General features: G+C 72.9%; 25 protein-coding genes and 1 riboswitch. Of the genes, 12 read left to right on the forward strand and 13 right to left on the reverse strand.

The features are described 5' to 3' along the window. Window positions 1-25: 25 nt before the first annotated feature. The 5 genes from AB0E98_RS20190 to bioB all read right to left on the reverse strand — a co-directional run bounded on the left by AB0E98_RS20190 (window position 26) and on the right by bioB (window position 5,179). Window positions 26-904 (reverse strand): LLM class F420-dependent oxidoreductase, encoded by an 879-nt coding sequence (locus tag AB0E98_RS20190; RefSeq protein WP_361704322.1) that lies wholly within the window; start codon window positions 902-904, stop codon window positions 26-28. 65 nt (window positions 905-969) lie between these two features. Then, complete coding sequence (locus tag AB0E98_RS20195; RefSeq protein ID WP_361704324.1) at window positions 970-1,653, reverse strand: class I SAM-dependent methyltransferase; 684 nt, start codon at window positions 1,651-1,653, stop codon at window positions 970-972. A 170-nt stretch (window positions 1,654-1,823) separates the two neighbouring features. Beyond that, on the reverse strand, window positions 1,824-2,540 hold the full coding sequence (gene bioD, locus AB0E98_RS20200; RefSeq protein ID WP_361704326.1) for a dethiobiotin synthase: 717 nt from the start codon (window positions 2,538-2,540) through the stop codon (window positions 1,824-1,826). Window positions 2,541-2,559: 19 nt separating this feature from the next. Further along, the gene (locus tag AB0E98_RS20205; RefSeq protein ID WP_361704328.1) at window positions 2,560-3,864 is read right to left on the reverse strand and encodes an adenosylmethionine--8-amino-7-oxononanoate transaminase; all 1,305 of its coding nucleotides are present in this window, start codon (window positions 3,862-3,864) and stop codon (window positions 2,560-2,562) included. Continuing rightward, a complete protein-coding gene (gene bioB / locus AB0E98_RS20210) occupies window positions 3,857-5,179 on the reverse strand; it encodes a biotin synthase BioB (protein ID WP_361704331.1) in 1,323 nt (440 codons plus the stop codon). The genes AB0E98_RS20205 and bioB overlap by 8 nt, the downstream gene beginning before the upstream one ends. Window positions 5,180-5,324: 145 nt before the next feature. Here bioB and AB0E98_RS20215 point away from each other — a divergent pair, with 145 nt between their 5' ends. After that, window positions 5,325-6,479 (forward strand): 8-amino-7-oxononanoate synthase, encoded by a 1,155-nt coding sequence (locus AB0E98_RS20215; protein ID WP_361704334.1) that lies wholly within the window; start codon window positions 5,325-5,327, stop codon window positions 6,477-6,479. Window positions 6,480-6,499: 20 nt separating this feature from the next. Here the strand turns inward: AB0E98_RS20215 and AB0E98_RS20220 are convergent, their stop codons facing one another. Further along, complete coding sequence (locus AB0E98_RS20220; RefSeq protein ID WP_361704336.1) at window positions 6,500-6,766, reverse strand: DUF397 domain-containing protein; 267 nt, start codon at window positions 6,764-6,766, stop codon at window positions 6,500-6,502. Window positions 6,767-6,775: 9 nt separating this feature from the next. Further along, a complete protein-coding gene (locus tag AB0E98_RS20225; protein ID WP_361704339.1) occupies window positions 6,776-7,645 on the reverse strand; it encodes a helix-turn-helix transcriptional regulator in 870 nt (289 codons plus the stop codon). Between the two features lie 243 nt (window positions 7,646-7,888). Here AB0E98_RS20225 and AB0E98_RS20230 point away from each other — a divergent pair, with 243 nt between their 5' ends. After that, entirely contained in the window at window positions 7,889-8,317 is a 429-nt protein-coding gene (locus AB0E98_RS20230) for an ATP-binding protein (RefSeq protein ID WP_361704342.1), read from the forward strand. Window positions 8,318-8,566: 249 nt separating this feature from the next. On the opposite strand, the gene AB0E98_RS20235 is transcribed toward AB0E98_RS20230, so the two are convergent. From AB0E98_RS20235 to AB0E98_RS20245, 3 genes are all read right to left on the reverse strand, one after another. Beyond that, on the reverse strand, window positions 8,567-9,055 hold the full coding sequence (locus tag AB0E98_RS20235; RefSeq protein WP_361704344.1) for a C40 family peptidase: 489 nt from the start codon (window positions 9,053-9,055) through the stop codon (window positions 8,567-8,569). Window positions 9,056-9,058: 3 nt separating this feature from the next. After that, window positions 9,059-9,277, reverse strand: a riboswitch (cyclic di-AMP (ydaO/yuaA leader). Between the two features lie 285 nt (window positions 9,278-9,562). After that, complete coding sequence (locus AB0E98_RS20240) at window positions 9,563-9,892, reverse strand: hypothetical protein (protein ID WP_361704345.1); 330 nt, start codon at window positions 9,890-9,892, stop codon at window positions 9,563-9,565. A 5-nt stretch (window positions 9,893-9,897) separates the two neighbouring features. After that, complete coding sequence (locus tag AB0E98_RS20245) at window positions 9,898-10,533, reverse strand: ATP-dependent Clp protease proteolytic subunit (protein ID WP_361704347.1); 636 nt, start codon at window positions 10,531-10,533, stop codon at window positions 9,898-9,900. 89 nt (window positions 10,534-10,622) lie between these two features. Between AB0E98_RS20245 and AB0E98_RS20250 the strand changes: the two genes are divergently transcribed. From AB0E98_RS20250 to AB0E98_RS20285, 8 genes are all read left to right on the forward strand, one after another. Further along, entirely contained in the window at window positions 10,623-10,922 is a 300-nt protein-coding gene (locus AB0E98_RS20250; protein ID WP_361704350.1) for a type II toxin-antitoxin system Phd/YefM family antitoxin, read from the forward strand. Between the two features lie 153 nt (window positions 10,923-11,075). Next, complete coding sequence (locus AB0E98_RS20255) at window positions 11,076-11,378, forward strand: urease subunit gamma (protein ID WP_229356557.1); 303 nt, start codon at window positions 11,076-11,078, stop codon at window positions 11,376-11,378. 10 nt (window positions 11,379-11,388) lie between these two features. Next, window positions 11,389-11,700 carry an urease subunit beta gene (locus AB0E98_RS20260; RefSeq protein WP_311612359.1) on the forward strand — a complete coding sequence of 104 codons (312 nt, stop codon included), beginning with the start codon at window positions 11,389-11,391 and terminating at the stop codon, window positions 11,698-11,700. Beyond that, a complete protein-coding gene (locus tag AB0E98_RS20265) occupies window positions 11,693-13,414 on the forward strand; it encodes an urease subunit alpha (protein WP_361704353.1) in 1,722 nt (573 codons plus the stop codon). Before AB0E98_RS20260 ends, AB0E98_RS20265 begins: the two co-directional genes overlap by 8 nt. A 49-nt stretch (window positions 13,415-13,463) precedes the next feature. After that, entirely contained in the window at window positions 13,464-14,135 is a 672-nt protein-coding gene (locus AB0E98_RS20270) for an urease accessory UreF family protein (RefSeq protein WP_361704525.1), read from the forward strand. A gap of 83 nt (window positions 14,136-14,218) precedes the next feature. Continuing rightward, the gene (gene ureG, locus AB0E98_RS20275; protein WP_361704355.1) at window positions 14,219-14,908 is read left to right on the forward strand and encodes an urease accessory protein UreG; all 690 of its coding nucleotides are present in this window, start codon (window positions 14,219-14,221) and stop codon (window positions 14,906-14,908) included. Further along, window positions 14,905-15,714, forward strand: coding sequence for an urease accessory protein UreD (locus AB0E98_RS20280; RefSeq protein WP_361704358.1), 810 nt, complete (start codon window positions 14,905-14,907; stop codon window positions 15,712-15,714). Before ureG ends, AB0E98_RS20280 begins: the two co-directional genes overlap by 4 nt. A 177-nt stretch (window positions 15,715-15,891) precedes the next feature. Beyond that, window positions 15,892-17,496 carry an alpha/beta hydrolase gene (locus AB0E98_RS20285; RefSeq protein ID WP_361704359.1) on the forward strand — a complete coding sequence of 535 codons (1,605 nt, stop codon included), beginning with the start codon at window positions 15,892-15,894 and terminating at the stop codon, window positions 17,494-17,496. Window positions 17,497-17,626: 130 nt separating this feature from the next. Here AB0E98_RS20285 and AB0E98_RS20290 read toward each other — a convergent pair whose 3' ends face one another. Then, entirely contained in the window at window positions 17,627-17,755 is a 129-nt protein-coding gene (locus AB0E98_RS20290) for a hypothetical protein (protein WP_361704361.1), read from the reverse strand. A 199-nt stretch (window positions 17,756-17,954) separates the two neighbouring features. Between AB0E98_RS20290 and AB0E98_RS20295 the strand changes: the two genes are divergently transcribed. Further along, complete coding sequence (locus AB0E98_RS20295) at window positions 17,955-19,100, forward strand: 3-deoxy-7-phosphoheptulonate synthase (protein ID WP_361704363.1); 1,146 nt, start codon at window positions 17,955-17,957, stop codon at window positions 19,098-19,100. A 46-nt stretch (window positions 19,101-19,146) separates the two neighbouring features. Here AB0E98_RS20295 and AB0E98_RS20300 read toward each other — a convergent pair whose 3' ends face one another. Further along, entirely contained in the window at window positions 19,147-20,028 is an 882-nt protein-coding gene (locus tag AB0E98_RS20300; RefSeq protein ID WP_361704365.1) for a TIGR02452 family protein, read from the reverse strand. Window positions 20,029-20,231: 203 nt separating this feature from the next. Between AB0E98_RS20300 and AB0E98_RS20305 the strand changes: the two genes are divergently transcribed. Next, on the forward strand, window positions 20,232-20,624 hold the full coding sequence (locus AB0E98_RS20305) for an SSI family serine proteinase inhibitor (protein WP_361704368.1): 393 nt from the start codon (window positions 20,232-20,234) through the stop codon (window positions 20,622-20,624). A 59-nt stretch (window positions 20,625-20,683) separates the two neighbouring features. Here AB0E98_RS20305 and AB0E98_RS20310 read toward each other — a convergent pair whose 3' ends face one another. Continuing rightward, window positions 20,684-20,842, reverse strand: coding sequence for a hypothetical protein (locus AB0E98_RS20310; protein ID WP_311612388.1), 159 nt, complete (start codon window positions 20,840-20,842; stop codon window positions 20,684-20,686). Window positions 20,843-20,855: the final 13 nt, after the last annotated feature.

A 20,855-nucleotide genomic window follows, 5' to 3' on the forward strand; every position in this document is an offset into this window, starting at 1 on the left:
GGACCAGCAAAGCGGTTGGCTGTGATCAGCCTCGCAGTTCCTCGATCACGGGAGCGAAGGCTTCCAGCGCGGGCTCCAGGACGGTGAAGTACGTGAACCCGTACCGCTCGCGGTGGCCCCGCAGCTGCTCGGCCATGTCCTTGACCGTGCCGGTCAGGAGGGCGGGGTGGGCCAGCAGGTCGTCCTCGGTGAGACCGGGCGCGTTGGCCAGGTGCTCGCGGACCTTGGCGCGCCGGTCGCCGCAGGGCGCCACGATGTGCACCAGGTAGTTGAGCTCGGCGGGCTCGGTCCGGCCGGCCGCGAAGCCCCGGTAGGTGGCGACGCGCTCCAGGAGCGCGTCGGGGGTGATCAGGTGGGGCTCCCCGGTGGCGTCCGGGGCCGCGCCCGTGAAGGCCGCGATGTCCGCGTGCCGGGCGGTCAGCCGCAGGACGCGGTTGCCGTTGCCGCCCAGCAGCAGCGGGATCCGGGGCGACTGGGCGGCCGCCGGGAGGTGCTCCGGGTCGGCGAGCAGCCGGTCGAGCTCGGTGATCGTGCGCTCCAGGTGGTCGACCCGCTCGCGCGGCGAGCCGAACGGCAGCCCGGCCCGCTCGTGCTCGGCGCGTACGTAGCCGGTGCCCAGCCCCAGCTCCAGACGGCCGCCCGTGAGCTGATCGGTGGAGGCCACCTCGCGGGCCAGCAGTGTGGGGTTCCAGAACCCCGCGTTCAGCACGAACGTGCCGACCCTGGGCCGCTCCGTGACCTCGGCGGCCGCCACCAGGGAGGGGAAGGGCGCGGGCATGCCGAGGTGGTCCGGCACGAGGATGACGTCATAGCCGAGCGTTTCCGCCCGGCGGCACTTCTCCCGCCACTCGGCGGACGTACCGGCATTCAGCATGTTGACGGCGAAACGGAACGGACGTGACATGGAGCCCCCTCGGTTTGTCGTGGACGACCAACTTACCGGAGGCTTCCTCCGTTCTGTGATCCGTGTCAGCGATTCGTGGGTTCGGCGGGCCGGCGCGCCACTCCCAGCACACAGGTCGCGGAGGGCATCGGTACCCGGGTGCGGGGCATCAGCAGCCGCCGGTACGCGCCGAGCTCGAACCCCGCCCCGTCCAGGGCGGCGAGCGGGTCGCGGGCCGTGTGACAGCCGCCGAAGAGCAACGGCCACACCGTCCGGTCCAGCGCCCGCTGGACATCCGCGAGCACCCGGCCCTGGGCGATGCCGTGCTCGAAGAACCGCAGCTCACCGCCCGGTCTCAGGACGCGCCGCAGCTCGCCCAGCGAGCGCCGCACATCCCGGACGGAGCACAGCACGAGGGAGACCACGGCCGCGTCGAACGCCTCGCTCTTGACCGGCAGCGCCTCCGCGGCGCCCGGCACCACGTCCACGGGCACCCCGGCCCGTACGGCGGCGTCCACCGCCAGCCGGCGCAGCCCGCACTCCGGCTCGATCGCCACGACCTCCGACACGGTGCCGGGGTAGTGAGCGAAGTTCAGCCCGTTCCCGGCACCGATCTCGATGACCCGGCCCGAGAGCCCGGCCAGCAGCTCCCGCCGGTACTCGGCCATCCCGGCGCGGTCGTCCAGCACGGGGCTCACCTTCGCCCACACCTGGGCGAAGACCGGATGGTGCACGGCGTCGTGCGGGGTTCTGGTACTACGGAGCGGCATGGCACACCCCTTCCCGGGGATACGGCGGCTACCGCGATTGTTCCCCGGGGCGGACCGAGTACTTCACAGCCCGTCCGGCGTTTGAGGACCGGGGGCCCGGGGGCGGAGTCCCCGGGAAACTGGGGGCACCTCCCGGCGGTAGCTGGGGGAGAAAGGGCGGGACCGGGGCATCAACCCCCGTGCGCCGCCACGAAGCGCGCGGCATCCCAGCCGCCCGAAAGCTCCGGCGCCAGCCAGCCCCCCGCGGCCCGGCGGAAGTCGGCGGGCGCCAACCCGCCCGCCCCCTCCGGCACCGCCCCCAGCAGCGGCGCCCCCGCCGCCCCCGGCAGATCCGCGAGATTGCACCGCATCGCCAGATCAGGCGTGGCGGGCCAACTGCCGATGACCACACCCGCCTGCCGCAACCCCCGCGCGGCCAGCGCCTCCGCCGTCAGCGACGTGACGTTGAGCGTGCCGAGTCCCGCCTGGGCGACGACCAGGACGGGCGCGTCCAGCGGGCCCGCCACGTCCGCGAGCGTGGATCCGTCCTCGTCGAGCCGGACCAGCAGCCCACCCGCGCCCTCGACGAGCACCAGGTCATGCGTGCGTTCCAGTTCCCGCACGGCCCGGACGGTCTCGGCGGGCCGCACGGGGTCCAGGCCCGCCCGGAGGGCGGCCGTCGCCGGGGCCAACGGTTCGGGGAAGCGGCCGAGCTCGACCCCGGTCACGGGCCCCGCGAGCCGCAGCACCTCCGCGACGTCGCCCGGCTCGTCCACCGCGACCCCGGTCTGCGCGGGCTTGAGGACGGCCACCGAGCGGCCGGCGGCCAGGGCCGCCGCCGCGACCGCGGCCGTCACGACGGTCTTGCCGACCTCCGTGCCCGTGCCCGTGACGACCAGTACCGACATGAATCTCTCCCTCTTCCCGTCACGCCACCCGCGCGGCGGCGGTCGCCGCGGCGCAGATCCTCGCCAGGTCATCGTCGGCCGTGACGAACGGCGGCATGGTGTAGATCAGGTTCCGGAACGGCCGCAGCCACACCCCGGAGCCGACCACCGCACGGGTGGCCGCCGCCATGTCCACCTCGTGGTCGAGCTCGACGACGCCGATGGCGCCGAGCACCCGTACGTCCCGTACGCCCGGCAGGTCCGCGGCGCCGGCCAGGCCGTTCCGCAGCCCCGCCTCGATCCGCTTGATCTCCGTCCGCCAGTCCCCGGAGAGCAGCAGCTCCAGCGAGGCGTTGGCGATCGCGCAGGCCAGCGGGTTGCCCATGAACGTCGGGCCGTGCGCGAGCACCGGGACCTCGCCGGAGCTGATGCCCCGCGCCACCCGGGAGGTGCACAGCGCCGCCGCGAGGGTCACATAGCCGCCGGTCAGCGCCTTGCCGACGCACATCGCGTCCGGGGTGACGCCCGCGTGGTCCGCGGCGAAGAGGGCGCCCGTACGGCCGAGGCCCGTGGCGATCTCGTCGAACACCAGCAGCACGTCGTGCTCGTCGCACAGCTCCCGCAACACCCGCAGATACGCGGGGGAGTGGAAGCGCATGCCGCCCGCGCCCTGTACCACCGGCTCCACGATGACGGCGGCCAGCTCATGGGCGTGCCTCGCCAGCAGTTCGCGCAGGTGTGCCACGTAGGCGGGGTCGGCGTCGTCCGTGAAGCCGCCGGGCGGGGCGTCCGCGAAGACGTGCTTCGGCAGCGCCCCGGACCACAGCTCGTGCATGCCGCCGTCGGGATCGCAGACGGCCATCGGCTGCCAGGTGTCGCCGTGGTAGCCGCCGCGCCAGGTCATCAGGCGCCGCTTCTCCGGCCGTCCCAGCGAACGCCAGTACTGGAGGCACATCTTGATCGCGACCTCGACCGACACCGAGCCGGAGTCGGCGAGGAAGACGTGCTCCAGCCCCTCGGGCGTGATGTCCACGAGAGTGGCGGCCAGCCGGACGGCGGGCTCATGGGTGAGCCCGCCGAACATCACATGGCTCATCCGTCCCAACTGTGCCTGTGCGGCCGCGTTGAGAACGGGGTGGTTGTAGCCGTGGACGGCCGACCACCACGAGGACATCCCGTCGATCAACTCAACGGAACCATGGGCCGGTTCGGCCAGCCGCAGCCGCACCCCGGAGGCGGACTCGACGACCAGCGGCTCCTGGCGGCCCGGCATCGGGCCGTAGGGGTGCCAGACGTGCCGCCGGTCGAGGTCGAGCAGCCGGCCGGGGTCGAGCGGCTCAGGCATTGGGCGGCAGGTCCGTCCCCGCGCCCCGGCGGCGCACGGCCACGAGGTCCGGACGGACCTCACCGGGCGCGGCCTGGCCCGCGGCGGAGGCGGTCTCCGCGACGGCGGCGGTCTCGGCCGGCACCTCGGCCACAGCCGTACCGCAGACACTCGCGGAACCACAGCCACCCGAAGCCGGAGCCGCGGCCTCCGCGCCACCGTGACCGCCACCGTCGCCGCACGGCCCGCAGCCGCCGCCCGAGTGCCCGCCGCAACCACCGGCGGAGGCGGCGGAGGCGGCGGAGGCGGCGGAGGCGGCGGAGGCGACGTCGGCCCGGTGCGTGGGCAGCGTCGTCGTGTCCGCGCCCTCCACCTCGAAGCCCGCGTCCGCGATCATCGCCAGGTCGGCCTTGCCCTCCTGGCCCTCACTGGTCAGATAGTCGCCCAGGAAGATCGAGTTGGCGATCTCCAGCGCCAGCGGCTGCATCGTGCGCAGATGCACCTCGCGGCCGCCCGCCAGCCGGACCTCGACGTCCGGGCAGACGAACCGCGCCATCGCCAGGATCCGCAGGCAGCGCTGCGGGGTGAGGTGCCACTCCTTGGCCAGCGGCGTCCCCTCGAAGGGGATGAGGAAGTTGACCGGCACCGAGTCCGGGTCCAGCTCCCGCAGCGAGAAGACCACGTCCACCAGGTCGGCGTCGCTCTCGCCCATGCCCGCGATCAGGCCGGAGCAGGCGGACATGCCCGCCGCGTGGGCCTGCCGCACCGTCTCGACGCGGTCGGCGTAGGTGTGGGTGGTGGTGATGGCGCCGTAGGTGGCCTCGGAGGTGTTGAGGTTGTGGTTGTAGGCGTCGGCACCCGCCGCGCGCAGCCGCTCGGCCTGGCCGTCGGAGAGCAGACCGAGGCAGGCGCACACCTCGACGCCCTCGTTCTGCTCCTTGATCGCCTCGATGGTCTTCGACACCCGGTCGACGTCACGGTCCGTCGGGCCGCGCCCGCTGGCCACCAGACAGACCCGCTTCGCACCCCCGGCGACACCCGCGGCGGCGGCCTTCGAGGCCTCGTCCGGCTTCAGCCAGGTGTACTTGAGGATCTCGGCCTTGGAGCCGAGCCGCTGCGAGCAGTACGAGCAGTCCTCCGGGCAGAGGCCCGACTTGAGGTTGACGAGGTAGTTGAGCTTCACCCGTCGCCCGAACCACTTACGGCGTACCTTTCCGGCCGCCGCCACCACGTCGAGCAGCTCGTCGTCGGAGGTCGCCAGTACGGCGAGCGCCTCTTCGCGGGTCGGCAGCTCCCGCCGCAACCCCTTGTCCACCAGCGTGTTCAGCAGGTCCATGGCGCAGATCCTCGCGTACTCCACCGCCCCCGGCCAAGGAGAGATCGCACAACAGGCGGGGTTTGAGGTGTGTGTATCGCCACATCCTGCCCCGGCCCCGGGACGGCTAGGTTTTATGCAAACCCACCAAACGCGAGGGACGGCCATGCACCGCGACCCGTTCGACTGGATCGACGCGCGGCAGGCGCGGCTGCGCACCGCCGGCCTCGTCCGCACCCTGCGGCCCCGCGCGGCCGACAGCGATCTCGTCGACCTGGCCGGAAACGACTATCTGGGCCTGACCCGCCATCCCGAGGTCACCGAGGCCGCCGCGGCGGCGGCCCGGCGCTGGGGCGCGGGCGCCACCGGTTCCCGGCTGGTCACCGGCACCACCGCGCTGCACGCCCGGCTGGAGGAGGAACTCGCCGCGTTCTGCGGCTTCGAGGCCGCGCTCGTCTTCTCCTCCGGCTACACCGCGAACCTCGCCGCCGTCACCGCCCTCTCCGGCCCCGCAGGCAGCGGCACCCTCCTGGTCTGCGACGAGAGCAACCACGCCTCCCTCATCGACGGCTGCCGGCTCGCCCGCGCGGAGAAGACCGTCGTCCCGCACGCCGATCCGGAGGCCTTCGCCAAGGCCCTCGCCGCACACGACGGCCGGGCCATCGCCGTCACCGACTCCGTCTTCTCCGTCGACGGCGACGCCGCCCCGCTCGCCGCGCTCGCCGGGGTCTGCCGGGAGAGCGGCGCGGCGCTGCTCGTGGACGACGCCCATGGCCTCGGCGTCCTCGGCGACGGCGGCCGGGGCGCCCTCCACGCGGCCGGGCTCGCGGGCGACGCGGACGTCGTCGCCACCGTCACCCTCTCCAAGTCGCTGGGCTCCCAGGGCGGCGCGGTCCTCGGTCCGGCCCGGGTGATCGAGCACCTCGTCAGCACCGCCCGGACCTTTATCTTCGACACCGGCCTCGCCCCGGCGGCGGTCGGCGCCGCCCTGGCGAGCCTCGCGCTGCTGCGCCGCGAACCGGAGCGCGCCCGGCGGGTGCGGGCCGTGGCCGCCGAACTCCACCGCAGGGTGACCGGGGCGGGGCTCGTGGCCGTGCGCCCCGACGCGGCGGTGGTCTCCGTACGGGCCCCCTCGCCCGAGGCCGCCGTGCGCTGGGCGGCGGACTGCCGGACGGCCGGGCTCGCCGTCGGCTGCTTCCGGCCGCCGTCCGTACCCGACGGCGTCTCGCGATTGCGGCTGACCGCCCGGGCGGACCTGACGGACCGGGAGGTCGCGGCGGCGGCCGACACGATCGTACGGACCGCGCCGGCCGCCGCCTGACGGTTCCGGTTTCCGCCGTCTCAGGCCCCGTGGGCGTCCTCGTCCGGGGAACGGCCCGGGCGGCCGCCGTCCAGGTCCGTGACGAAGACCGACCAGGTGGTGCGGGGGAAGAGCAGGACAGGGCCGGTGCCGCGCCGTGAGTCACGCACGGCGAGCAGTTCCGTACCCAGGAGCGCCGTCTCGACGCAGTTGTTCATTCCCGTGCTGTAGCTGCTGCGGTGCCATACCGCGTGGCACCGAGCGGGCTGGGCCGATGCAGAGGGTACGTACCGAGGCATTGCGGACATGTCGCCTCCCTACGCGCCGTCACTGATCCCGGCGATGTATTCCAACGATTTCTCGTGCGACAGGGCGTGCGCCCGGAGCGTCGTGAATGCGGAGGCGTACGCCCGGAGGTCCTCTTTCCGCTCCAGATAGAGGCTACTCGTCAAGTGGTCGAGAACAACCACGTCCAGATCGGCGATGCGCGGAAATGAGAAGATAACGAAAGGGCCCGTGATGCCGATATGGTTGCCGCTGGTGAACGGCAGTACGTGCAGCCGCACATGCGGCAGGGAGCCCCTTTCCAGCAAATGCCGTAGCTGTCCTGTCATCACCTCGGGGCTGCCCACCTCGTGCCGCAGCACCGCCTCGTCCAGTACCGCGCACAGTTCCAGCGGCCGGCGTCCCCCGAGCACCGCCTGCCGGGCCAGCCGCACCCGGACGAGCTCCTCGACCTGCCGGGCCGGTGGATCACCGAGCGCCGCGCGGGTCACCGCCCGGGCGTAGTCGGGCGTCTGCAACAGCCCGGGCACCACCGTGGTCTCCAGGGTGCGGGCGTGGGAGGCCTCCGACTCCAGGTTGATGAAGTCGAGATACGCCGAAGGCAGCAGGTCGCGATAGGCGTACCACCAGCCGCGCCGCGACCCCTCCGCGTCCTTGGACCCCGCCCCGCACAGGGCCCCCAGCAGGGCCCGCAGCTCCGGGTCCGAGACCCGGTAGACATCCAGCAGCCGGGCCACATCGGCGGGTTTCACCCCGCTGCTGCCCGTCTCGATCCGGCTCACCTTCGACTGGTGCCAGCCGACCGCGCAGGCCGCCTCCCGGCTCGTCATCCCGGTCAGCTCGCGCTGGCGGCGCAGCTCCGCGCCGAGTTTGCGGCGGCGCACCGCGGGTCCGTTCCGCATCAGCTCTCCCTCCCCGCCGCTCACATGGAAGCGTCGTGATAACCCTCGACGCGTAGTTCACACGCCCCGCGTCAGAGTCAATAAACCAGGGCCGCGGCCAAATCCGGTCGCTCGTCGTAGAGTTCACCGCTTTGAGCGACAGATATATCCACAATCCGGTGGATCACACCCATCGCGGCCGTTATCAGTGGGACGCTGGCGCTGAAGAGCCGGGCCGAGCCTCGGTGGGAAAGGGACAGCGCCATGGCAGATCACCAGGAAGCAACCGTCACCCTGCCGAGTGCTCCCGCCTCGGTCTCCGCCGCCCGCCGCCATGTCATGGACGTGCTCGTCACCTGGGGCCTGCCGAACGGGACGGATCTGGCCGACACGATCCGGCTGATCCTCTCCGAGCTGGCCACCAACGCCGTGCAGCACACCCGGGGCCAGTCGCCCACGTTCACCGTGGAGCTCCGGCTGGACCGGGAGGAGCGCCTGCGGGTCGGGGTCACCGACAGCCATCCGCGCCATCCCAGGCGGCTGCCCGCCGCCGTCCAGCAGGACAGCGGCCGCGGCATGGCGATCGTCCGCGCGCTCACCGCGGAGTACGGCGGCAGGGTCGTCGTCACCCCGACCGCCGACGGCGGCAAGACGGTGTGGATCACACTGCCCTGGACGGTGTCCGTCCGCTGACCGGCAGCGCGGAGGGGCCGGGCGGGAATGTCCGCCCGGCCCGGCGCTCTTGTGGAGCCGCGCACAGGAACCGGTGGGTTCTTAGGTGTAGCCGGTGCCGATGGGGCACCGCACGGCAGTCGGGTCCGCTGCCACGGAAGACGCGCTCGGCGCGCGGGGAGTCCGGCGCGACGGGTACGCGCGTTGGATTCTGCGGGACGACGGGGGCGGGAAGCGGTAGCCGCGCCGGTCGTCACCCGCGCCGGTGGTTCAGTCGTTCACTCGGCCGTACGAGACGCTTCTGGTCCAGATGCGCTCGAGGCGGACGACCGAACCGGTCTTCGGGGCGTGCCAGATCAGATTGTTCCCGGCGTATATCCCCACGTGGTAGACGCCGCCCCGGCCGTGGAAGAACACCAGGTCGCCCTGTTCCCGGGAGGGGGTGGGGACGTGTTCGGTGCGGTTGTACTGCTCCTGGGCGGTACGGGGCAGCTGCTTGCCGGCCCGTTTGAACGAGTACTGCGTCAGCCCCGAGCAGTCGAAGCTGTACGGGCCCGTAGCACCCCACAGATAGGGGGAGCCCGCCTTTGAGGCCGCGATCCACAGGGCTTTGGTGGAGATGGTGGCGGCTTCGGCGTCGTTGACGGCGCCGGGTGCCAGTACCGTTGCGCTGACGGCCGCCAGAGTCAGGGCGGATTTCACGGACAGGGGTACCACCCCGGCCCTGGACAGCCGTGAGGGACGTTTGTGCGCGCCCATGCCAAACCCTTCGTCAGCCGCCTGTGAAGGATGACCTGTCGGGTTCGGGCAGGCGAAGATGCCCGGCCGCCGAGGCGGCTTCACCCCAAGGGCTGGTCCAGCCGGTCCATTTCACCGCATGGATCGTTCCGGCCCGCCCGTCGTGCCTGGGTCCTCCATCCCCGCCGATGCACTCATGTCGACCAGCGCCCGGGCGGCGGCGGGGTTCGGCGTCCGCCCGGACCGCCCCGCCGTGGTGGCGGGGTCTTGTCGTCGGAGGGATCTTGGCGCAGCCGCGCCGGGCACGCCGAGGGGATCCCGGCATATGTGAGCCTCGTCACCGTTGGGCAATTCCGGTGGACGCAGGCCGGTTTGACTCCGACGGATTCCCCCTGGTGAGCCGGTCACCTGCGGCGCGGGCGATCACCCCGAGCGCAAACCGCGCGTACGGCCCGACATGATCACCACGGCTTGTCTACGATCGCATCCGCTGTCTGAAGGAGATCGAGGGAAGAATGTTTCCGCTCCTCAGTTCGTAACCGCAGGCGGCAAGGTCACCCGTAGCGCCCGGCGTTCGCCGTCCAGGACCCGCATCGCCCGCGCCAGCGTTCCCGCGTACACCTGTCGTTCGCCCCGTTCGTGCATCGTCGCCAGCGCGTCACGCAGTCCCGCGGCCGCGACCACGAGCCTCTGCGCGGCTCGTAGCCCGCCGTACGTGTCCTGCGTGCGGGCAGGGTTGATCCGTCCGAGCTGATCCAGTACTTCCAGGTAACGGTCGACCAGTTCGCCCTCGGCCCGGGTCAGCGCGGGCAGCGGCGGCAGTTCCGGAGGGAACCGGTGGGACGGGCCGTGCGGCACGTGGCTCACCTCTCCCGGGCCGGCGCGCCCTGCGCCCGGCGGTCGGTGACCACGGCGTCGGCCAGGCCGTGGGCCACGGCCCCCGCCGCGTCGAGGACGGTGTCGCGCTCGATGTCCCGCCGGACGCGCTCCGGGCTCCGCCCGGTGTGCAGCGCCAGCATCTCCACCAGGGTCTCGCGGGCGCGCAGCATCTCGGCGGCCTGGATCTCCAGGTCCGAGGGCTGTCCCCGGACGGGCTCGGGCAGGGCCGGCTCATGGACGAGGACCCTGGAGTGCGGCAGCACCATCCGCTTGCCGGGGGTGCCGGCGGCCAGCAGCACGGCGGCGGCCGAGGCGGCCTGGCCCAGGCAGTAGGTCTGGACGTCGCAGCCGACATAGCGCATGGAGTCGTAGATGGCGCACATCGCGGAGAAGGAGCCGCCGGGGGAGTTGATGTAGAGCGCGATGTCCTGCCCGGGCGACGCGTGTTCGAGGTGCATCAGCTGGGCGATCACATCGCTCGCCGCCGCGTCGTCGAGGGCCGTCCCGAGGAAGATCACGCGCTCGGAGAACAGCTTGGAGTAGGGGTCGAAGGTATGCGTCCCACTGCTGGTGCGTTCGGTGAACTCCGGCAGGACGTGCCGGGCGAGGGGTCGGTCCATGAGCTGCGCCTTTCGATCGGTTCGATCGGCCGTCGCGATCGGCCTTCTGTAAAAAATGTACAGGACGTACAGCAGCTTAGAATGGGGGCATGGCCTACGAGATTCCTGTGACGCAAGCCCGAGCCGAGCTGGCGGACCTCATCAACCGTGTCGTCTACGGCGGCGAGCGGGTCGTCGTCACCCGTCACGGGAAGCCGCTGGTGGCCCTGGTCTCCGCCGACGACCTGCGACGGCTCGAGGAGGAGCCGGCCGGGGCGGCCGCGCCGGAGGAGCCGGTGATCAGTACGGTCGCCGCGGTCCGCCCGGTGTCGTCGTCCGCTCCGGGCGAACGCGGCCGCTTCGGCATCGCGGCCGAGCACCGCGATCCCGGCGGCACCGCGCGGCGCTGACGCCCCCACAGCGCCGGAGGCGCGGGGGCTGGTCATGGACGCACCAAAAATCGGTCATCCCGGTTAACGCGTTGGAAAAGCTTGCGCCCTAATCTGCGGTCAGCGGCCGCGGGGAGAAGAACCCCAGGTCAACACTGTGTTGAGGTGGGATACATGCAACTTTCCCCGCACGAGCAGGAACGACTGCTCATCCATGTGGCCGCCGACGTCGCGGAGCGGCGCAGGGCCCGCGGGCTGCGCCTCAACCACCCCGAAGCGGTGGCCCTGATCACCGCCCACATCCTCGAAGGCGCCCGCGACGGCCGCACCGTCGCCGAGCTGATGTCCTCGGGGCGCAAGGTCCTCACCCGTGACGAGGTCATGGACGGCATCCCCGAGATGATCCACGACGTCCAGGTCGAGGCCACCTTCCCGGACGGGACGAAGCTCGTCACCGTCCACGAACCCATCGCGTGACGGGGGCACCGTGATTCCCGGAGAGATCCTGCACGCCGACGCGCCCGTACGGCTCAACGAAGGGCCGCGCCGCGTCCGGCTGACCGTCCTCAACGCGGCCGACCGGCCCGTCCAGGTCGGCTCCCACTACCACTTCGCCGAGGCCAACCCGGGCCTCGCCTTCGACCGCGCGGCCGCCCACGGCCTGCGCCTCGACATCGCCGCCGGCACCGCCGTGCGCTTCGAGCCGGGCATCCCGGTCGAGATCGACCTCGTGCCCATCGGCGGCAAGCGCGTCGTCGAGGGGCTGCGCGGCGAGTGCGGGGGACCGCTCGATGCCTGAGCTGACCCGCGCCGAGTACGCCGCGCTCTACGGGCCGACGGCCGGCGACCGGATCCGGCTCGCCGACACCAGCCTGCTGGTAGAGATCGAGGAGGACCGCTGCGGCGGCCCCGGCCACGCCGGGGACGAGGCGGTCTTCGGCGGCGGCAAGGTCATCCGCGAGTCGATGGGCCAGTCGCGCGTCACCCGCGCCGAGGGCGCCCCCGACACCGTGATCACCGGCGCCGTCGTCCTCGACCACTGGGGGATCGTCAAGGCCGACGTGGGCATCCGCGACGGCCGGATCACCGGCATCGGCAAGGCCGGCAACCCCGACACCATGGACGGCGTCCACCCCGACCTCGTCATCGGCCCCGAGACGGAGATCATCTCCGGCAACGGCAGGATCCTCACCGCCGGCGCCGTCGACGCCCACGTCCACTTCATCTGCCCCCAGCTCGCCGACGAGACGCTGGCCTCCGGCGTCACCACGCTCGTGGGCGGCGGCACCGGCCCCGCCGAGGGCAGCAAGGCCACCACCATCACCCCCGGCTCCTGGCACCTCGCCCGGATGTTCGAGGCGATGGAGGGGTACCCGGTCAACATAGGCCTCCTCGGCAAGGGCAACACCGTCTCCTACGACGCGATGCGCGCCCAACTGCGCGCCGGAGCCGTCGGATTCAAGATCCATGAGGACTGGGGCGCCACCCCCGCAGCCATCGACGCCTGTCTGAGCGTGTGCGAGGAGAGCGGCGCCCAGCTCGCCATCCACACCGACACGCTCAACGAGGCGGGCTTCGTCGGCGACACCCTCGCCGCCATCGCCGGACGCTCCATCCACGCGTACCACACCGAGGGCGCGGGCGGCGGGCACGCGCCCGACATCATCACGGTGGTCTCCGAGGCCAACGTCCTGCCCAGCTCCACCAACCCCACCCGGCCGCACACCGTCAACACCGTCGAGGAGCACCTCGACATGCTGATGGTCTGCCACCACCTCAACCCCGCCGTCCCCGAGGACCTCGCCTTCGCCGAGTCCCGGATCCGGCCCGGCACGATCGCCGCCGAGGACGTCCTCCACGACCTCGGCGCCATCTCGATCATCTCCTCCGACTCCCAGGCCATGGGGCGCATCGGCGAGGTGGTCCTGCGCACCTGGCAGACCGCGCACGTGATGAAGGAGCGGCGCGGCGCCCTGCCCGGCGACGGCCGCGCCGACAACCGGCGGGCCCGCCGCTACGTCGCCAAGTACACGATCAACCCCGCCGTAGCCCAGGGCCTCGACCACGAGATCGGCTCCGTCGAGACCGGCAAGCTCGCCGACCTGGTGCTGTGGGAGCCCGCGTTCTTCGGCGTCCGGCCCCTGCTCGTCCTCAAGGGCGGACAGATCGCCTACGCGCAGATGGGCGACGCCAACGCCTCCATCCCCACCCCCCAGCCCATCCTCCCGCGCCCCATGTTCGGCGCCCGGGGCAGGGCGCCCGCCGCCAACTCCCTCAACTTCGTCACCCAGTGGGCGCTGGACGACGGGCTGCCCGAACGGCTGGGCCTGGGCAAACGCTTCGTTCCCATCCGCGACACCCGCCGTCTCACCAAGGCGGACATGCGCGAGAACGACGCCCGCCCCCGGGTGGAGGTGGACCCGGACACCTTCACGGTCACCATCGAGGGGGAGCCGGTCGAGCCGCGCCCGGCGACGGAGCTGCCCATGGCCCAGCGGTACTTCCTCTTCTGACGGGCCACCGATGAGCACCATGTCCGACAGGCGGCCGATGGGCGGCACCATGTCCGCCGCGCTCCTCGTCCTGGCCGACGGACGCTTCCCCGCCGGGGGCCACGCCCACTCCGGCGGCGCCGAGGCGGCCGTCAAGGCCGGCCGGGTCACGGACGGCGCGTCCCTGGAAGCCTTCTGCCGGGGACGGCTGCACACCGCAGGGCTGACCGCGGCGGGGCTCGCCGCGGCCGCGGCCGCGGGGATCGACCCGCTCGACCTCGACGCGGCCGCCGACGCCCGCACTCCCTCGCCGGCCCTGCGCGCCGCCGCGCGCCGGCTCGGCCGTCAGCTGATGCGCGCCGCGCGCGCGGCCTGGCCGTCGCCCGGACTCGACGCCCTCGCGGCGGCCCTGCCGCGCGGCGCCCACCAGCCCGTCGTCCTCGGGCTGGTGGCGCGCTCCGCCGGGCTGGGGCCGCCGGCCGCCGCGTACGCCGCCGCGTACGAGGCGGTGAGCGGGCCGGCGACGGCGGTGGTGCGGCTGCTGAGCCTCGATCCGTTCGAGGCGACGGCGGTGCTGGCGCGGCTGGCGCCGGAGCTGGACGACGTCGCGGCGCGCGCGGCGGAGGCGGGGCTGCGGGCGCTCGACGAGGGGACCGACGCCCTGCCCGCGCCGGCGGCGCCGCTGCTCGACATCACGGCGGAGCAGCACGCGGCGTGGCCGGTGCGGCTGTTCGCCACGTAGCCGCTGTCTCCCGGGGGCTCCGCCCCCGGACCCCCGCTCCTCGAACGCCAGAGGGGCTGATTCCGACACCCCTGGAGGGAACCGTGCACCTCGACCACCCCACCACCTACCCCCACCGCCACACCTACAGCGCCGCCGCGCCCACCCGCCCCGACGGCACCCGCCGCGCCCTGCGGATCGGGCTCGGCGGGCCCGTCGGGTCCGGCAAGACGGCGACGGTCGCCGCCCTGTGCCGCGCGCTGCGCGAGCAGTTGTCCATCGCCGTCGTCACCAACGACATCTACACCCGCGAGGACGCCGAGTTCCTGCTGCGCAACGCCGTGCTGGCGCCCGAGCGCATCACCGCCGTGGAGACGGGCGCCTGCCCCCACACCGCCATCCGCGACGACATCTCCGCCAACCTCGAAGCCGTCGAGGACCTGGAGGACGCGGTCGGCCCGCTCGACCTCGTCCTCGTGGAGTCCGGCGGCGACAACCTCACCGCCACCTTCTCCAAGGGCCTCGTCGACGCGCAGATCTTCGTCATCGACGTGGCCGGCGGTGACGACATCCCCCGGAAGGGCGGGCCCGGCCTGACCACCGCCGATCTGCTGGTCGTCAACAAGACCGACCTCGCCCCGTACGTCGGCGTCGACCTGGAGGGCATGGCGCGCGACGCCAAGGCCCAGCGCGGGGAGCTCCCGGTGGCCTTCACCTCGCTCGCCGCCGAGGGCGGCGTCGCGCCCGTACGGGACTGGGTGCTGGAGCGGCTCGCGATCTGGACGGCGGTGTGACTCCACCGGCTGCCCTGGCCACGGCGCTCGCGCCCGACCCCGCCGGCGTGGTGGCGGCGGCCCGGATCGTCGCCGCCCCCGACGGCAGGGGCGGCACCGCCCTGCCCGTCCTGGAGGGTGGGGGGCCGTTCGCCCTGCGCCGGATCGGCGGCCGCGGGGCCGAGGCCCGGGTGGCGCTCGTGGGCGCCATGAGCGCCCCGCTCGGCGGCGACCGGCTGACGCTCGGCGCCCGTGTCGAGCGCGGCGCCGCGCTGTCCTTCTCCACCACGGCCGCCACGATCGCCCTGCCGGGCCGTACGGGCGCGCCCGCCACCTACGACACCCGTATCGACGTGGGCGAAGGCGCCGCCCTGCGCTGGCTGCCCGAGCCGCTGATCTCCGCGCACGGCAGCGACGTCCGGACGACCACCCGCGTCGCGCTCGCCGCCGGGGCCCGGCTGCTGCTCCGCGAGGAGCAGGTCCTGGGCCGGGCGGGCGAGCCTCCGGGACGGCTGCGCTCACGGCTGACGGTCCACCTCGCCGGACGGCCGTTGTTCGACCAGGAGCTGTGCTACGGACCGGGGGTGCCCGGCTGGGACGGCGGCGCGGTGCTCGGCGGGCACCGCGCGGTCGGCCAGCTCGTCGTCGTGCACCCGGCCTTCGAGGACCGGCCGATGACGGCCCGTCCGCTCGGCGCGACCGCCGCCGTCACCCCCCTCGCCGGCCCGGCCGTCGTGGTGAGCGCGGTCGCGCGGGACGCACTGGGAGTGCGCAAGGTGCTGGATTCATGGACAAGCGAGCTGAACGACGTAATACGGGCGTTTTAGCGCCAGTTGGGGTGAAGGCCACCACCCGTGCCGCTCCTTGTTCCGTCATCTTTACGGATTAGTAAAGAACGCCCTCACACCCTGTCCTTTGTGGCAGGGGAGACGAAAGGATTCCCCGCAGACCGCGTGATCATCGCTGCCCTCCGGGCGGCGTTCGAAGCAGGGGGAATTCCTATCTTGAGACCCAACGCGATAGCCGGCGCGGCCGGCACGGTGCTGGCCGGCACGCTCGTCGCCGGTTTCCTGTCCGCACCGGCGGCGGGCGCGGCGCAGGCCGTGCCGGGAGGCGCCGCCGAGGCCAAGGGCGTGAAGATCGCCGCCGAGCACGCCGCGAAGACGGGTGTGCAGTGGCAGGACTGTCCTGCCGACTGGGGGTTCCAGAAGCCGATCCAGTGCGGATTCGTCACGGTTCCCGTCGACTACGCCAAGCCCAACGGCCGCACCATCAAGATCGCCGTGGACCGGGCCAAGTCCACCGGCACCGCGAGCGAGCGCCAGGGCTCGCTCGTCTACAACCCGGGCGGCCCGGGCGGCTCCGGCCTGCGTTTCCCCACGAAGGTCACGACCAAGAACCCGCTCTACGTCAACATCGCCAAGGCGTACGACTTCGTGGGCTTCGACCCGCGCGGCGTCGGCCACTCGGCCCCGATCTCCTGCGTCGACCCCCAGGAGTTCGTCAAGGCCCCCAAGCCCGACCCGGTGCCCTCCAGCGAGGCCGACAAGCGCGCCCAGCGCAAGCTGGCCAAGGAGTACGCGGACGGCTGCTTCGAGCGCAGCGGCGACCTCCTGCCGTACATGACGACGACGAACACCGCCCGTGACGTGGACGTCGTCCGCGCCGCCCTCGGCGAGAAGAAGCTCAACTACCTCGGCGTCTCCTACGGCACCTACCTCGGCGCCGTCTACGGCACGCTCTTCCCGACGCACGTCCGTCGCATGATCGTCGACAGCGTCGTCAACCCGGCCCAGGACAACATCTGGTACAAGGCCAACCTCGAGCAGGACATCGCCTTCGAGGGCCGGTTCAAGGACTGGGAGAAGTGGGTCGCCCAGCACGACGACGCCTTCCACCTCGGCACCACCCAGGCCAAGGTCCACCAGAACTGGGAGAAGCTCCGCGCCTCCGCCAAGGCCAAGCCCATCGCCGGGCTCGTCGGCCCGGCCGAGCTGATCGGCTGGTTCCAGAAGGCCGCGTACTACGACTCCTCGTGGGTGCCGGTCGCCCAGACCTGGAGCAAGTACGTCGCCGGTGACGAGAAGCCGCTGGTCCAGGCCGCCGGCCCGGACATGGCCGACAAGGCGGGCAACATCGCCTCGGAGAACGGCAACGCCGTCTACACCGCGGTCGAGTGCGCCGACGCCAAGTGGCCCACCAGCTGGAACAAGTGGGACCGCGACAACACCCGCGTCGACCGTCAGGCCCCGTTCATGACGTGGTCCAACGCCTGGATGAACCTGCCCTGCGCCACCTGGAAGGGCCCGCAGTACAACCCCATCGAGGTCACCACGCACAAGGGTCTGCCGCAGACCCTCATCGTGCAGTCCGACCGTGACGCCGCCACCCCGTACGAGGGCGCGGTCGAGCTGCACAAGCGCTTCCGCGGCTCGCAGCTGATCACGGAGAAGGGCGCCGGCTCCCACGGCGTCACCGGTCTCGTCAACCCCTGCATCAACAGCAAGGTCGACGCCTACCTCCTGACCGGCAAGCTCACCGGCGGCTCCGACGTGACGTGCACCCCGCACGCCACCCCGGTGCCCCCGAAGGCCACCGCCACCAAGTAATCCCCGGTAGCGGTACCTGTAGCGACTGCGCCCCGACCCGATATGGGCCGGGGCGCAGTTGTCCTGGCGTGGTGATCGTCCTGCCGGGATCAGGCGACGCCGGCCCGCATGCAGGGGGCCCACGGTCCCGTCAGGCGGATCCACAGGCCGTCGCCGGGGGCCGGTCCGTCAGGTCGGCGAACTGGTCGCGGGCCGCCCGCAGACGCGGGATGCCGACGGACGCGTCGTCGGCCTTGTCTGATTCGGACTCGGCTGTCATAAGGACCTCTGGGTCAAGACTTCCGGGTCGACTTCAAGGACCTCACCAGTGCGCGTACCGCGTGCACTCCCGGCCAAACCCCTTCGCACCGGAAAAGGGGGTGGGTCGTCCTTGACGGGGCCCGGCGGGTGGGCTGGAATTCCTGGGCCGGACATCCCGCCGGCCGCCGCGCGCGGCCGGCCAGCCGAGAGACGGGGACATGACTCCACTGCCGCAGGCCGGACCGCCGGTGACGGCCGGGCCGCTCCAGGATCTGCCCCCGCTCGTCTTCGCCGAGGAGTGCGACCGGCTGCGGGACCGGCTCGCCGCCGTCGCCCGGGGCGAGGCGTTCCTGCTGCAAGGGGGCGAGAGCGCACGGAGTTTCGGCGGGACGACCGCCGATTCCGTGGGCGGGATCCTCCGTACGCTCCTTCAGATGGCCGTGGTCCTCACCTACGCGGCCTCGGTCCCGGTGGTGAAGGTCGGCCGGGTCGACTTCGGCGGGCCCGCCGGCTCCGGCGACCCCGGCGCCCACCGGCTGCGCCGGATGTACGACGCGTCGGCGACTACGCTCAATCTCGTACGCGCCTTCGGCATCGGAGGGCATGCCGACCTCCACCAAGTGCATGAGTGGAACCGCGGTTTCGTGACCGACTCCCCGTCCCGCCGACGCTACACGGAGCTCGCCGACGGGATCGAGCGTTCTCTGCGCTTTATGCACGCGTGCGGGGTCGACCCCAAGGAGGTCCACACCGTCGACTTCTTCGCGGGCCACGAGGGGCGGCGGCTCGACTACGAGGAGGCGCTCACCCGCACCGACGCCCGCACCGGGCTGCCCTACGCGACCAGCGCCCATCTGCTGTGGACCGCCCTGCCCGGCCGGGAGGCGGACGGCGAGCATCTCGCCTACCTCTCCCGGATCCACAACCCCGTCGCCGTGGAGCTGGGCCCCGACGCCGACCCGGACACCGTCCTCGCCTGCGTCGACCGGCTCGACCCGGACCGTATCCCCGGCAGGCTCACCTTCATCGCCCGGATGGGCGCCGGAGCCGTCCGCGACCGGCTGCCCGCGCTGGTGCGCAAGGCGGCGGGGGAGGGCGCCACGCCCGCCTGGGTCTGCGACCCCGTGCACGGCAACACCGTGCGGACGTCCGGCGGTCACGCGGTCCATGACTTCGACGCCCTCCTCGACGAGGTCCGGGGCTTCTTCGACGTCCACCGGGCCTGCGGCACCCACGCGGGAGGCATCCATGTGGCGCTGACCGGCGACCGGGCCGGCGGGGCCGCCCGCGGCGCCCGGCTCGACCGGGCCCAGTCCCTCGACCTGGCGTTCCTCGTCGCCGAGATGATGGGGGAGCGGGCCTGACCTGACCGCTGGGCCTCGCCCCTCCGCTGGGCCTCGCCCCTCCGCGTCAGCGAGCCTCCGCCGCGAACACCGACGCGAAGGCCGCCCGGACCGGCGAGTCCGTCCGCCGGTCGAGGATCGCGAAGACGACGTGCTCGAAACGGCCGGCGAAGCGCCCCGTGCCCGTCAGATGCCCGGCGAACGCCGCCGCGACCTGCCCCGGGTCGTTGCGGAAGACCCCGCACCCCCACGCCCCGAGCACCAGCCGGCGGTAGCCGTGCGCGGCCGCCACCTCCAGCACCCGGTCCGCGCGCTCCGCCAGCGCCGCCGGGACCCGGGCGGTGAGCTCCGGGGTGCGCTGGGCGATCACCCCGGCGTTGGGGGCCGGGGAGGTCAGGAAGCCCACCGTGTACGGGGTCTCCAGGAGCCCGTCACGGTCGTCGCGGAAGACCGGGACGCCGGGGGAGTGGACGACCCGGTCGCTGTAGAAGGGGCTGGGGTCCGCGCGATGGGCGGCGTAGTACTCCGGGGCCTCGCGCAGGCAGGTGTACAGGGCCGAGCCCCGGCACAGCGCCTCCTCCTGCGCCTGGGCGCCGTTGAGGTAGCCGCCGCCGGGGTTGCGGGCGGAGGCGAAGTTGAGCACCGCGACCCCGCCGTCCGCTGACACCCCGCCGTCCGCTGACACCCCGCCGTTCGCTGACACTCCGCCGTCCGCCGCCAGCCGGCGCGATGCTCCCAGACTGCCCTCGGCCGTCACCTCGAAGACCGTCGCCGCCACCGGCTTCCCCGAGGGCACCGCCACCGGCTCCGGCCCGTACAGCCGCGTCCCCCGGCGGGCCGCCCCGACCGCCTCGGCGATGTCCGCCCACCGGCCGCCCGGTGTCGTATAGCCCCCGTCGGCGACGATCGACTCCGTCACCCGCGCGATCTCGCGCAGCCGTGCGCTCACTACGTTCCCCCTTGTCAGAAGCCTCTGGTACGGACGGGAGCGTACGGACGACGGCCGTCCGCGGCGAGGGAATTTCCGCTCCGGCCCGGCGGCCGCCCGGGTGGCCGCAATCCCCCACACAGGTGAGGGTCCGGTGCGGTCGCTTGCCGTACGGCGGCCCCACACGGTGCCCTGACCGGCACGACCGCGCCCGGGAGGCACCCATGTCCGTACGCACCACCGCGGCAGCGGCAGCGACCGTCACCGCGCTGTTCGCGCTACCCCCCGCTCCGGCGAGCGCTGACACCAAGGAGACGGGGCGGCTCCTCCTGACGATCTCCGGCGCGCGGAACACCTGGATCCGCGGCCTCCGGCTCGTCTGTCCCGGCGCGGGCGGCCACCACCCCCACGCGGCCGAGGCGTGCGCGGACCTGGAACGGGCGGGCGGCCGGCCCGACGCCCTCCCCGGCGACACCGGCCGGGTGTGCACCCGGGAGGACGACCCGGTCTCCGCCACCGCCGACGGGGCGTGGCACGGCACCACGGTGGCCTGGCGGAGGACCTACCCCAACCTCTGCCTCCTGGAGGCCGCCACGGGAGCGGTCTTCCGCTTCTGACGCTTTCTGACTTCCTGACGCCTTCCGACGCTTCCGAGCGCCCGCCCGGGGCGCGGCGCTCAGGCCCCGCGCGTCGCCATCGCCCCGATCGTCGCCACGCCCAGCACCACCCAGGCGAACCACAGCCAGCCGTCGCTGCCGATCGTCACCGAGTAGGCGGTCACCAGGACCAGCCCCGCGACCGTGAGCCCCGCCATGGCCTTCGTCGATCCGGGCATCCCGCACCTCCTC

Source organism: Streptomyces sp. NPDC037389 (assembly GCF_040636475.1).
In the GTDB taxonomy this organism is placed as follows: Bacteria; Actinomycetota; Actinomycetes; order Streptomycetales; family Streptomycetaceae; genus Streptomyces; species Streptomyces hesseae.